This window comes from Clostridium kluyveri DSM 555, from assembly GCF_000016505.1.
In the GTDB taxonomy this organism is placed as follows: domain Bacteria; phylum Bacillota; class Clostridia; order Clostridiales; family Clostridiaceae; genus Clostridium_B; species Clostridium_B kluyveri.
In genome coordinates, this window is record NC_009706.1 from 1,551,251 (window position 1) to 1,565,997 (window position 14,747).

Sequence of the window (14,747 nt, forward strand, 5' to 3'; positions counted from 1 at the left end):
ATTATGACGGGAAAGACACATGCAGCGGTGGGACTTTGCGGAGCGGCGTTTTTATTAGTTCCTAAAACAAGTATAGAAACTTCTATTATAGGTTTGGGTTTTGTGGTACTGGGATCATATGCCACAGATGCAGATTTGAAAATGTCTAAAGCCGGCCATGTTATAAGTGATATTATACATATGGCTATTTTGTTGTTAGGATTATATCTGGCGGATACATATATGTTTCATTACAATGTTATAAATTTAATAAGTAAAAATATGCCCGGGCCACTGAAAATAATAGGTATTATATTTATAATTGGCTCAATAGTTTTGGGAAGAATAACAGGTCATAGAAAATATATGCATAGCTTATTAGGCTTTATGACCATGACCATGGGAGTATGGCTCATTGCAGGTGAGTTTGCCGTTTGGTTTGCACTTGGATATGCACTGCATATGTTATTTGATTTATTAAATGAAAAGCCAGAATATCTATTATTTCCATTACCTGTGGGAGGTTTTTGCTTTTCACTGGTCAGTTCTAGAGGGGCGGCAAATACTATGATATCTATTATTAGTTATACTGCTTTTTTGTTTAAAATAGCATACATATGTATAACTTAAAACATTTTTGAACAGAACAGGCAGCTTATCTTGTGGGTTAGCTGTTTATTTTGTGTTTATTTTTTTGAAAGATAAAAGATTAGTATTTTGTTATCTCTGGAATATCTGAAACTTCTGGATTATCTACAGGTAGCAGCAGTAGTGGTGGGAATTTGGAAGTTCAAGCTATAAGAATATTATTTCAAGAGTAAAAGAACATTCTTATTATAAAGATATCTTTACTTACCAATTAATTCCCAAACTTATGTGCAATGTATAGCTTTAAATAAGATGGGAGTATTAGTAATGATAGCGTTGGGATAAAATTTAGATAGTGTAAAGTAAGTTATGAAAAAACAGAAACAAGGGAAATTAGAATTATGACTTTAGGGATCTAACTAGAAATAGGATTTTTAATGTACCCCGCCACCCTTGACTGCGTAACAAATAAATGCTCTGGAGGATACACCGACGGCAAAAAACTCAAAAACAGATAGATTTTACCGTCTTGTTCACAGCATTCTAGCATTTATTTGTAACTCCATCAAGGGCAAGCCCGAAGGGTGGCTAAGTTGTATCTCCGGCCGAAAAATCTAAAAACAGACAGGACTTAAATTATACGGTTCTTCTTGGCAGGCATATTGCCTGCATTAGTTAAAATGTCTAACTCATTTAGTGGTTTCCAGTAATTATGAGGATGAGGGCGTGAGTAACATCAAAATCTCAGCCATTCATGAGCTTGCATTGTTGGCTGGCAAGATGATAGGCACTGTAGCCATCTGCAATAAATTTCAGGGCTTTATTAGGAAATTCTTTGAACTTCTCAAAAGCCATGCGCATGGCTAGGATACATGGACCTACAGATCTGGTATCAGATACCTGGTAGCCAAGGATAGACTTTTTACATGCATCCATGACAATCCAAACGTAGTGTTTTATGCCTTTAACCTTGATATAAGTTTCGTCAGCAGAAAGAATTTTAGAAGGTTTATAGTCAAAAGTATCCGTAAGAGGCTTGATAACCGCGGCAGCAGTCATAGCATAGTTGGCGATCATTGTATGTGAAATCTTTATGCCATATACTTCTGCTAAAGCATGAGCAGTTTGTCTAGTAGATAATTTAAGATTTACGTGATAAGTAAGACATAATCCCATGATATAGGCATTGAATTTCTTGTACTTAAAGTTAATAGTACTTTTAGGAAGTGCATGTAAGTCCATCTTGAAGAAATCTACTGTAAATTCACGATAGATATAGTGAAGCTTGTACTTGTGTTTATCGGAAACATCCAGATTTTTAGGCAATTTGGTAAGATTGCTTTGATAGTAGGAGCACTCGGGATTAACACATTTATGTATGCGAAAGTGCTTTCTGTCTTTCTTGGGTGAAAGGGTATGTCCGCAGTAAGGGCAAAGAAATACCATAGATTTATCAGCGTGATTGCTTTCATTGAAGTTCTGACCACAGACTTTACACTGAAACTGACCTCTATTACCATTATTGTCGTAAATATAATGGTTCGGTGCACCACACCTGGGACATACAATATCTTCAGGGATGGATTTTCCATTACGTCTTTGAACGGGCTTGATTAATTTATTGTATTTATGTTTATAGTAAGCTAAGAGAAGCTTATAGTCTGCCTTCTCAAAATGAATAATTTTAGGCAGCTTATCCACTTTAAATTTCTGGTATTTAGGACTATGTGAATCCTCAAAAGTCCACTGCTTAAGAGGAATATATTTAGCAATAAATAAAAGTAGTTGGGAAATTACTTTCAAAAGGTATTGATTATATAAAAATAAATAAGTTATAATTGAACTCAAGACAATGACACCCTTTCATGTGATTTTTGTTTGGTAAGAGATTCAATTATAACATGAAATAGGGGGTCATTGTTTTTTATTCAAAAGAACTCTGTAAACCTTGGTATATAAAGAATAAATTTAAAAAATAGTGTAAAGTGAGATATAAAAAAATTATTTGTTGATGATACTGATAGTCTTGAATTATTATTTGCCCACGGAATACTAGAAGGTGTATCTAATATCGTGAGAATCGTCGTTGTTTATCATTTTTTATTATGTATGATATTGGGAAATCAAAAATGGGTGACTATTTTACACAAGTTTGTGTATATTCTCGAAAAAGATAAAATATAGTAGAAATATGTTGTATTATTTTGCTTTACTGTTAATATTTTCAGTGATATAATTAGCATATATTGATAATGAATTTCATTATCAATATATGCTAATTTAATTATGTTTTAACGAGTTGAAGGTACTTTAGTGCCTGAAACTAAAAACCGCCTGCTATGCGGGTGAGATTAAATGCTTAAGCAAAAACATAATTGCCTTTTTTAATATAATGATGAATATTGAAGTCATCAAAATAAATAGAAAGAAGGTAATAATCTATGGCAGAAAGTTTAGCACATACTAAATTGATATAAAAAATAGTAATATTTTAGGTGATAAAGCATATGGCACAAAGGAAGTTAAAGAATACATTGCTTCAAAAGGAGCTTCTTATACTATTCCACCAAAATCTAATACTCAGAATCCTTGGAATTGTGACTGGTAGGTATACAAAGAACGCCATTTAGTTGAATGTTTCTTTAATAAAATCAAGCATTTTCACAGGGTTGCAACTCGTTATGACAAGCTCCCATCTTCTTTTCTTGCTTCTATTTTTATTTTGTCCAAATAATATAGTGTGTAGCTTGTTTTCAGACACGCCCTAGTTATGTTTAAAAATATATTTTTATAAGTATGAATGATTTAAATAGTAAGGAGGGATATGTTTGTTTGAATGGTTCATTTCAAATGAGGATAAAACAGGAGAAAGGAATGAGGATAGTTATATATTTATGTTTCCTTATGCAGGTGGAGGCGCTTCTGTTTTCAAGAAATGGCAAGTGTACTTTAAAGGTTTTGAAGTGTTTGCAGCACAATATCCAGGAAGAGAAAATAGGATAAATGAAAAACCAATTGATAAATTTGACGAAATTTTATCCAATCTATATGATTCTATATCAAAATTTATATTTACAGGAAGCAGGTATTATTTATTTGGACATAGCTTGGGAACGAAGATAGTATATGAATTAGTATTAAAAATAAAAGAAAATAAACTTAGAATGCCTGAAGGTATTATTGTTTCAGCAGGAAAGGCTCCATGCTTTAAAGAAGAAAATCCTATATATTATCTTGAAGATGATGAATTTATAAAGGGGATAAATCGTTTTTCTGGAACTCCTTCTGAAATAATAGAAAACAATGATATTATGAAAATTTTTCTGCCAATGCTTAGAGCAGATTTCATATTGGATGAAACATATGTAAATCCTAATATTACAAAAATAGATGTACCTATACTTGGGCTTATGGGGACAGAAGATAAGGAGCTAACGATAGATGAACTTTTAAAATGGAAGGAATATACTAGCCAAGATTTTTCTTACAAGTATATTGAAGGAGGACATATGTTTATTAATACGAATACAGAGAAAGTTGCTAGTGAAATTAAGAAATTTATATATAAGTGCAATGATAAAAGTATATAATTTTTCAGAATTTGAAATATTTAATGTCAAGAAAATATGGATAAAAACTTTGACTATTAAAGATATTTTAAAATATTCCTTTGAGATAATTAAAGAATATGAAAGTAAAGTTCTCATAAGAGATAGACAAATAAATAAGAGCAAGATTGTAGAAATAAAAGAGCTGTTTGAAGATTATATAATAACTATATGTTTTTAGTGGAGGTCAACATGAATTTAGAGATCAAGGCGCAATTAGAAAGATATTATGACGAAAATGCATGGAAACACATAACGTTGGGAGAAGCTTTAGAAAATTGGAGTGAAAAATACAAAAATAGGACTGCTCTTTCAGATTGCGAATCTGATGAGCTTACATATAAGGAATTAAGTGATGAAGTTGATTTTTATGCACAAGGTCTTTTGAATCAAAATATCAACAAAGGGGATAAAGTTTTATTACAATTACCTAATTCTATTGAATTTGTAATTATTTCTTTTGCTCTATTTAAAATGGGAGCGATTCCTATTATGGGATTCCCAGCTCACAGGGAAGTCGAAATAAAAGGAATTTTAGAAAAAACGGGGGCTATAGCATATATTGCAAGAGATAAATATTTAGGTTTTTCATATACTGAGATGATTAGGAAAATACAGAAAGAAATAGAAATAGATCTAAAAATTTTTATCTTAGGTGATAATGAAGAATATAATAATTTTCGGTTTTTAAGAGCGAAAAATAAAATAACAGCTGGCAATAAAAATAAAGCAAATTATAAAGATATAGCATTATTTCTATTATCTAGTGGAACAACCGGGATATCTAAACTTATTCCTTTAAAACATTGTGAACTTCTTTATGTATCAGAACAATTAGGCTTAGTAACAGGATTGAATATAGACACTGTATACTTAGCAGCGTTGCCTATTGCTCATAAATTTACATTATGTTGTCCAGGAACTATTGGGACTTTGATATTTGGTGGAAAGTCAATTATCTGTAAAACTACTAGTCCGGATGAAATTATTCCATTGATTGAAAGTGAAAAGGTTACTATTACTGCATTAGTTCCGACAATTGCAAACATGTGCATTGAATTTTTAGATATAGATGATTTTGATATATCTTCTCTGATAACAATTCAAATAGGCGGTTCGGTATTAAAACCATCTTCGGCAAAAAGAATAGAAAAGGCTTTCGGATGTACATTGTTGCAACTTTATGGAACTACTGAAGGACAAATAACTTGTACAAGACTGAATGATAATGAGTTCGTGAGGTTTCACACTCAAGGGAAAGTGCTTTGCAAATTTGATAAGGCTATGATTGTTGATGACAGTGGAATTGAAGTGCCAGATGAAGAGTATGGAGAACTTATTGTAAGAGGACCTTACACAATATATGAATATTATCGCTTAGAAGAAGTTAACAAAAACTGTATAACAGAAGATTGTTATTTTAAAACAGGGGATAAGGCAAGAAAATTAAAAGATGGAAATTATCAAATTGTTGGAAGATTAAAAGAAATGATTAATAGAGCAGGAGAAAAAATTATACCATCTGAAATAGAAGAAGTTTTGCTTCAAAATAAAGACATTATAGAGGTTCAAGTTGTAGGAGTCCCTGACGAAATTTTAGGTGAAAAGATTGGAGTTTTTATATTAAAAAACGATAAAGAAATTGATTTAAATAAAATAAGAACGTATTTGAAAGAAAAGGGACTTGCATATTTTAAATTACCGGATTTGGTAAGATATGTAGATAGTTGGCCGCTGACGAGTGTTGGAAAAATAAATAAAGATAAACTTAGAAATTTAGTTTTGTAATAATGGAGGTCAGTTAAAGATGAAACAAAATATCATAAGTGATCAAGTAATGGATTCTATTAAAAATCAAGTAAAAGGAGAATTGAATGTTTCTGATGTAAATAACAAAGATAATCTTATTGAAAAAGGATTAAGTTCAATTATGATAATGAAAATTTCAAATGCATTAAGAAAGTTTGGAATTGGAGTATCTTTTGCAAAACTTATGGAAAACCCTACCATTGAGAAGTGGGAAGATTTGGTGATGAACGCAGCGGTGAGAATAAGAAAAAATAAAGATATTTTCACTATTAAGGACAATGCTGATGAAGAATTCCCATTAACTGACGTTCAATATGCCTATTGGATCGGAAGAGAAGACGATCAGGTTCTTGGTGGTGTAGGCTGTCATGCTTATTTAGAGATAGATGGAGAGAACATTGATGTTCACAAACTAAAAGAGTCATGGAATATATTACAAAATACAAACCCAATGTTAAGGGTGAAATTTAATAAAAACGGAACACAGCAAATTATGAAAGCTCCGTTTTCAGAAGAAATAGGTATATACGACTTTCGCTTATTTAAACAAGATGACATAGACACTGAGCTTGTGAATATGAGAAATAAGCTATCGCACAGAAAGTTACAAGTAGAAGATGGCCAAGTATCAGGGCTAAATATTGTACTACTTCCTGATAATAAATACAGAATATTTTTAGATGTAGATTTACTTATTGCTGATGTTATGAGTTTAAGTATTTTAATTGATGAACTTTCTAAAATTTATAATAGAGAGATTGAAACTTCAGCACCTGAATACACGTTTAAAGATTATATTAGAGATAACTATATTGATAAAAAGACAATAAAAGAGGATGAAATCTTTTGGAAAAATAAAATATTGTCATTTCCAAAAGAATCTCCGAATTTACCTTTAAAGAAAAAACCTGAACTTATAGGACAAACTTTGTTTTCAAGAAGAAAGAAAGTAATAGACAATTTCTTGTGGACAAATATAAAAAGGAAATCTGCAAAATATAAAGTAACACCAGCTATGGTGCTTTTAGCTTGCTATTCATTAATTATTGAAAGATGGACTAATCAAGACAAATTTGCAATAAATATGCCTTTATTTAATCGTGATACAGAAAATGGAAATGCAAAGAATATGATTGCTGATTTTACAAATTTACTTTTGGTTGAGTGTGTAAGAAAAGAAAATGAAACAGTGCTTGGAAGAATTAAAAGGCTTGGTGATGTTTTTTTAGAAAATGTTTCACATAGCTCTTATTCTGGTGTGCAAGTTCAAAGGGACATTTATAAGGAAGTAGGGAAAAATAATAATGTTGCCCCTATCATCTTTGCGTGCAATATTGATTACCCTTTAGAAACGGAGAAGTCTAAAGAAATTTTAGGAAAAATTACTTATATGCTTTCTCAAACTCCACAAGTATGGCTTGATTTTCAGACATATATAGTAGATGGAAATCTTGTAATGTGCTGGGATGCTGTAGATGAGCTGTATCCCGAAGGAATGATTGATGACATGTTTACAGCATTACAAGAATTACTTGAATTTTTAGTTGATAATAATAATTGGGATATATTATATGATGTTTTGCCTAAAAAACAAAGAGTTATTAGAGAGAGGGAACTAAAGGATATATTACCTTTAAAATATACTAATAAAACCTTATATACAGATTTTATAAATATGGCAAAATTAAACCCTAATTATGTAGCTATTATAGATGCAGAAACAGGGGACAAAATAACTTATAAAGAATTATGCGATAAATCTTTAAAACTTGCAGCCCAACTTATTCAAAATGGAGTAAAAAAAGGCGATTATGTGGGGATAACATTGCCAAGAGGCTATGTGCAGATTATAGGGTTGCTTGGGATTTTGTTCGCAGGGGCAGTATATGTTCCTATAGGAATAAATCAACCTAAAGAAAGAAGAAAGAAGATTTGTGAACAAATAGGAATTGAATATGTAATTTCAGATAAAGACACTATTAATAGAGTATCTATTAATAGTGAAAATGTCATATATGTTAGTATGGATGACATAGGTGATAAAATAGCGTTGAATTCTCCTGTAGAAATTAAGTCTTCGGATTCAGCATATGTAATTATGACATCTGGAACAACGGGTGTTCCTAAAGGGGTAGAAATATGTCATTATAGTGCTATAAACACAATAATTGATATTAATGAGAAATATAATATTGTGAATAGAGATACTATTATTATGGTTTCAGCAATTGATTTTGATTTATCTGTTTATGATATATTTGGTTTGTTGTCAGTGGGTGGAACAATCATTGCATTAAATGAAGATAATTTTAAAAATCCTGATTTATGGATTGAATTAATAGAAAAATATAATGTAACATTGTGGAATTCCGTACCTATACTATTTGATATGTTAATAACTATGGCAGAAGGTAAAGATGTAAGCCTTCCACTCAGAACAGTATTACTTTCAGGGGATTGGATAGCAACAAATTTACCAAGGAGATTTTATGATAGGAGTAAGAATTCTGTAGTTTTAGCTATGGGTGGAGCAACCGAAGCGTCTATTTGGTCAAATTATATCAATGTTCCCAAAGAAATACCGAAAGACTGGATTTCTATCCCATATGGAAAAGCATTAAAGAATCAAGTTTATAGAGTAGTAGATGACTTTGGGAGAACTTGCCCCAACTATGTACGAGGGGAACTTTTAATAGGTGGTATAGGAGTCGCTAAATGTTATAGAGGTGATGAAGAATTAACTAGAAAGAAATTCATTTATAAAGATGGCATCAGATGGTATAAGACAGGAGATACTGGAAGAACTTGGAACGATGGGACGATTGAATTTTTGGGAAGAAAAGATAATCAGGTGAAAATAAAGGGACATAGAATTGAGCTTGGAGAAATTGAAGATGCCATTACAAAATATCCTGATATAAAGAATGTTGTTGTTGATGTCACAAGAGTGGGAGTAAATGAACAGTTAACTGCTTTTTTGGAACATAATGAATATATGTATGAAACTGTATCGGAGTTTGAAGAAAAATTAAAAGAACGAATCGTTAACACCAGCATTAAATATAATGATTTTTCCATTTATTTAAGGAAACTGAACAATTCCATTATAACATTTATTTTTGATTTATTTAAATCTTGGGATATATTTAACGACCATAGAAAATATACATTTTCTGAAATTATGGAAAAGGGAGAATTCAAAAATGATTATGAACAATTAATTTTACGTTGGCTATCTATTTTAACCAAATATAATATTTTAAACGTAAAAGATGGGAAATATTCACTGAATAGGAAGGACGAATTAACAGTTCAGTTATTTTCAGAAAACGAAAAAGAAACTCATGTTTTAAAAACACTTAAGCCTGAAATAATACAAGTATTACAAGGGAAGAAAAATGCAATTGAGGTGTTTTATAATGAAGAATTAAAATTAAGTCCTACAAACTTTTTGAGAGGATTAAAAAACTATAATGAAAATATACAAAGGATAGCAGAGATAATAAAAGAGATATCTAACAGTCAGAGTGATAAATTTAAAATATTAGAAATAGGAGGAAGAGATGCTAAATTTACTAATGCAATATTAGAAATTATGAAAGGCTCTATAGATGAGTATGTGTATTGCGATAGTTCAAAATTCTTTGAATATGATTTCGAAAGAATTGAATCTGAATATAAATATTTTGAATATAGAAAAGTGAATTTAGAAAATGATTCATCTTACATTTTTAAGGCAAATGAATTTGATTTGGTAATATTATATAATTCACTACATCGTTTTAAAGATATTTCTGAAGAAATGGTGAAAATAAAACATATTGTAAATGATGGAGGGTTTATAGTTGGAACAGAGATTAATGACAGAAACCTTTTATCAGAAATAAGTGCTTCTGTACTTGAAAAAGGATTTAACAATTATGATTTAGAAAAAGTAAGTAACAATATTATTCCTAATATTCAGACAATTAGAGATATCTTTAAAAATAATTATTTGAAAGAAATTTATACTTCCAAATGTGAAGAGATTGAAAATACAGGGAATATGTTATTTGTGGCAAGGAAAGAAAATATATTATTTTCGCCACATAAGTTAAAAGAATTCTTAAAAGAAAGATTACCTGAGTATATGATTCCTATTTCCTTTGTTCAGGTTGAGCGGATGCCGTTGAACCAAAATGGTAAAGTAGATAGAAAAAAATTAAAAGAAATTACTAATAAGGGCAGTAAAGATAAAGAAGCTGTCTTAATAGAAAATACCATTATAGAGCAGAACGATGAAATAACAATAGCTTTGATAGACATTTGGAAAGAAATATTAGACGAAAAGAATCTGGGAATAAATTCAAACTATTTTCATGTAGGCGGAGACTCGTTACTTGCTACACGATTGGTATCTAAGATAAAAGAAGATTTTGGTATAGAGCTTTCAATAGGAGATGTTTTTGAACATCCGATATTAAGTGATTTATCAGTTTACATACAAAAAAAAGAAAAAGGGAAAGAAAAATCTGAAACCATAAAGATTATAGAAACAAATCCTAAAAATGAAAATGATCCTTTTGATCTTACTGATGTGCAATTTGCTTATTGGGTTGGAAGAAGTGGGGCTTATTCTTTAGGGAGAGTATCAACTCATTGTTATTTTGAACTGGATTGCTTTGACATTGACATAGGAAAGTTACAAAGAGTTATTAATCATATGATAAAAGAACATGGAATGCTTAGAGCAATTATTTTAAATAATGGAAAGCAACAGATATTGAAATATACTCCTCCGTATATATTAAATATTAATGATATTTCAAGTTTTGATGAAGATATACAAAAAGAAATATTGTTAAATATTCGTAAGGAAATGTCCCATGAAGTATTAAAAACAAATCAATGGCCATTGTTTAATTTTAGAGGAACATTTATAAGTAAAAATAAGCTGAGATTTCATGTGAGTTTTGATAATCTTATTTTGGATGGCTGGAGTATGTTCCATATTTTAGAAGAAATAAAACGAAGATATGATGATGAAAGTTTTACTTTATTCAATATAGACGTTTCATTTAGAGATTATGTACTAGCACTTAGTAAGATGAAAAAATCTTTAAAATATGAAAAAGATAAAACATATTGGCTTAATCGTTTGGATGGTTTTTTGGAAGCACCGAAGTTTAAAGCTATAAAATCTGAATTTGAAATAGAAAACCAGTCTTTTAATAGAAGAGAAAAGTATATTGAATCAAATGAGTGGGCAAGTTTAAAACAATTAGCAAGGAAAAACAACATTACACCTACTATACTATTAATTACAATGTTTTCTGAAGTTTTAAGAAAGTATAGCATAAATAAAGAATTTGTTTTAAATATTACACAGTTTAACCGAGAACAAGTTCATCCAAAAATTAATGAAATTGTTGGAGATTTTACAACTTTAACCTTGCTAGAAGTTAGAATATCAAAAGAAAATACAATACTGAAACGTGCAGAAATTTTGCAAAAACAATTAGCAGAAGATATTAATCATAGTCTATATAGTGCAATAGAATTTGGGCGAGAACTTCGTTTAAAAACAAATAATGAGAAAAGGTCCTTAATGCCAATAGTTTTTACAAGTGGTTTAGGGATTAATCAAAATACTTCAAAAGGTTGGTTAGGCAAATTGATTTATAATATTTCTCAAACTCCACAAGTATGGCTTGATCATCAAGTGCTTGAAGAAGATGAAAAGCTTAAATTGATATGGGACTCTGTTGAAGAAATATTTCCACATGGTTTACTAGACAATATGTTTAATGATTACATAGAAAGCATTGAAAATTTAGCGAGGAATCAAGATGTTATTTTTGAAGAAATTGAGATAAAAGACAGTAATAAATATTTGTATGATTTAGACAACAAAGACAAGAATACTTCAAAATCAATTAATAAAAAAACAAAAGAGTGTGATATAAAAAACTTGGTCAAAATATGCAAAACAAAAGAATTTAGAGTTTTATTAAACGAAATAAGTGGAATTTGGGAAGAACTTTTAGGTATTAAATCGATAGAAAAAGATGACAATTTCTTTTCGCTAGGAGGGAACTCTTTAAATATGATTCAATTATCTAATCTTTTAATAGAGAGATATAACTATCAAATGGATATGACTGAATTTATGGAAAATTCAAATATTGAATATATTGTAGAAAGCTTGATGAATCATGAAGCAAATACAAGGAGTTAGGAGAGGGAGTGTTAGCAGTGTTAAAGGCTATTGTATGCGGAACTATATTTGGACAATCATATATGAATGCACTTAAAATGGTAAACGATATTGAATTAGTGGGTATTTTTTCACATGGAAGTGAACGTTCAAAAAAATGTGCTAGACAATATGGTGTGCCTTTATATACAGATATTGAAAATATTCCTAAAAATATTGATATTGCATTTGTCATAATAAAATCTTCTGTACTTGGAGGCATAGGGACAGAATTATCTAAGCATCTATTAACAAGAGGAATTTATGTTATGCAAGAACATCCTGTTAATTATAAAGAAGTGGAAGAGTGTTATAAAATAGCAAAGAAAAATAACATAAACTATCGAATTGGAAATTTATATAATTCTTTGGAATCTGTGAGTAAATTTATTCGGTCATCATATTATCTCAATAAAACCGATAAACTTGAATATGTGGATGTACTTTCATCTTCTCAAGGATTATATACATTGATGAGTATTTTAAGTGAATCTTTGCCTAAGTTTAGAAATTTAAACATGGTTTCAAACAACCAAGAAAAGAGATATCCTTTTAATGCATTTATTATGACAAATGGCGATATTGATGTTGATTTTCGAGTTCACAATGAGGTGTCTGACATTGATGGAAACAATCATATGCATCTTTTGCATAAAATAACCTTTTTTTATGAAAGTGGAAGATTAGAACTTGAAGACACTTTTGGCTCTGTAATTTGGAGATCTCGAATGGATATTGCTGATTCTTTAATATTTGAGGAGGGTAAAAAAGATATTAATACAGATAAATTGATGAATTTAAAAATATTTGACGAGAAAGAGATAAGTTTTTCTTTATTAATATCTGATGTTTTTTCTAAGGCAATTGAGAAAGAAATAGAATTTTTTTTGGAGGAAATAAAATCTTTGAAAACTAATATTTCAAACGTACAAAAAGAAATTTTAGTTTCTAAAAAATGGAGTTTAATAACTGAAGAAATTGGATTTCCTAAAGCTATTACTTTTAAAGGAAATTACCTTGATCATGCCAATAATTTGAGAAGGATAAGGTGATGTCTATATGGAGTTTAAAGAAAATATAACAGATTTAGATATATTTAATAAGATAAAAAAATTAGAGCAACAAGGAGTTCAACTCTATCTTGATGGAAGTAAATTAAAATATAGAGCTTTGAAAAAATATTTTGATAAAAACATATTACATGAAGTGCGAAATCAGAAAGATATCATAATACAATATTTAGATACAATTAAAAAGAATACAGTTGAATTAAGCTCATTACAATTAGCTTATATGACAGGGCAATCTGAAGGGCAGATTCTTAATGGAGTGAATGCTCATTACTATATTGAATATGAGAAAGAAGATATAGATATAGAGAGATTACAAAATGTTATAAATTTATTAATTTCAAATAATGATGCGTTGAGATTGGTTTTATTATCAAGTGGAAAAGGGCTTATTTTAAAAAATATTCCAAAGTATGTAGTTAAATCATACATTTATGAAAATAAAGAAGATAGGCTTAATATAAGAAGAGAATTTTCACACAAAAAATATAGTTTTGAAACTTGGCCGATGTTTAGTTTTATTGTTGGAAAAAGTATTAAAGTAAAAGATGTTCTTCATATAAGCTTTGATTGCTCAATACTAGATGCATGGAGTGCTAGTAATATGATTGATAAACTTTTCAAATTGTATGATGGTAAAACAATAGAATTTTCAAAGTATACTTATAAATCTTATATGGAAGATTTGGAAAGGTATAAGAAAAAAGATGTAAATAAGAGAACATTGAATAAAGCGAATGAATATTGGAAACAACAAGTTGAATTTATTCCAAAAGTACCAAGCTTAAAGATGAAAAAGAAAATAGAAGAACTAAATACGACAACTTTTACAAGGCAGGAACACATGTTTTCTGCTGATATTACCGTTGCTTTGGAAAAATTAGCTAAGGAGCAAAAAGTTACATTATCATCAATTATAATGACAGTTTATATGAAAGTGCTTTCGTATTTTAGTGGTGGTGAAAATATAACAATAAATGCCACGTTGTTTGGAAAACTTCCAGTTAATGAAGAAGTTGGAAATTTACTGGGGGAATTTACAAATATCGGATTGATTCAGTACAAGGATGAAAATAAATCTTTTTTAGAAAGTATAAAAGAAATACAGAAACAAATTTTTAAATTATTGGAGTTTAGAATTTATGATGGAGTAAATATTATTAAAAAAGTTTATGACAAAAACCATGATAGTACAGGCTTTCCGGTTGTTGTTACTTGTATGATTGGAGAAATATATAAATCAAAACAAAGTGGATTTTTAGAAACATATTCTTTAAGTCAGACACCGCAAGTAATTGTTGATCATCATATTAGAATTATTGATGAGAGAATAAAAATATCTTTTGATTATATTGAAGAATTATTTGAAGAAAATTATATAAAAAAAATTATTCAAAAATATGTTGAAATAATAGAGAACATTAGTAAAGCGTAGAATTAGAAAAAGGTGAATTCATA

At 29.5% G+C, this 14,747-nt stretch carries 8 protein-coding genes and 1 pseudogene; 8 read left to right on the plus strand and 1 reads right to left on the minus strand.

Features of this window, described 5'->3' with window-relative positions:
- Nucleotides 1-3 precede the first annotated feature (3 nt).
- Nucleotides 4-609, plus strand: a complete 606-nt coding sequence (locus CKL_RS07395; RefSeq protein ID WP_012101893.1) for a metal-dependent hydrolase — start codon at nucleotides 4-6, stop codon at nucleotides 607-609.
- 607 nt (nucleotides 610-1,216) lie between these two features.
- Here CKL_RS07395 and CKL_RS07400 read toward each other — a convergent pair.
- Nucleotides 1,217-2,415, minus strand: a pseudogene (locus CKL_RS07400) (IS6 family transposase); the annotation flags it as partial.
- Nucleotides 2,416-3,055: 640 nt separating this feature from the next.
- Between CKL_RS07400 and CKL_RS21785 the strand changes: the two are divergent.
- The 7 genes from CKL_RS21785 to CKL_RS07430 all read left to right on the plus strand — a co-directional run bounded on the left by CKL_RS21785 (nucleotide 3,056) and on the right by CKL_RS07430 (nucleotide 14,724).
- The gene (locus tag CKL_RS21785; protein ID WP_423200916.1) at nucleotides 3,056-3,175 is read left to right on the plus strand and encodes a hypothetical protein; all 120 of its coding nucleotides are present in this window, start codon (nucleotides 3,056-3,058) and stop codon (nucleotides 3,173-3,175) included.
- 220 nt (nucleotides 3,176-3,395) lie between these two features.
- Complete coding sequence (locus CKL_RS07405) at nucleotides 3,396-4,157, plus strand: thioesterase II family protein (protein WP_012101895.1); 762 nt, start codon at nucleotides 3,396-3,398, stop codon at nucleotides 4,155-4,157.
- On the plus strand, nucleotides 4,141-4,356 hold the full coding sequence (locus CKL_RS07410) for a hypothetical protein (protein ID WP_148204831.1): 216 nt from the start codon (nucleotides 4,141-4,143) through the stop codon (nucleotides 4,354-4,356). The genes CKL_RS07405 and CKL_RS07410 overlap by 17 nt, the downstream gene beginning before the upstream one ends.
- A gap of 11 nt (nucleotides 4,357-4,367) precedes the next feature.
- Nucleotides 4,368-5,963, plus strand: coding sequence for a (2,3-dihydroxybenzoyl)adenylate synthase (locus CKL_RS07415; RefSeq protein WP_012101896.1), 1,596 nt, complete (start codon nucleotides 4,368-4,370; stop codon nucleotides 5,961-5,963).
- A gap of 19 nt (nucleotides 5,964-5,982) precedes the next feature.
- Nucleotides 5,983-12,201, plus strand: a complete 6,219-nt coding sequence (locus CKL_RS07420) for a non-ribosomal peptide synthetase (RefSeq protein WP_012101897.1) — start codon at nucleotides 5,983-5,985, stop codon at nucleotides 12,199-12,201.
- 17 nt (nucleotides 12,202-12,218) lie between these two features.
- A complete protein-coding gene (locus CKL_RS07425; protein WP_242649459.1) occupies nucleotides 12,219-13,271 on the plus strand; it encodes a Gfo/Idh/MocA family oxidoreductase in 1,053 nt (350 codons plus the stop codon).
- Between the two features lie 7 nt (nucleotides 13,272-13,278).
- Entirely contained in the window at nucleotides 13,279-14,724 is a 1,446-nt protein-coding gene (locus tag CKL_RS07430) for a condensation domain-containing protein (protein WP_012101899.1), read from the plus strand.
- Nucleotides 14,725-14,747: the final 23 nt, after the last annotated feature.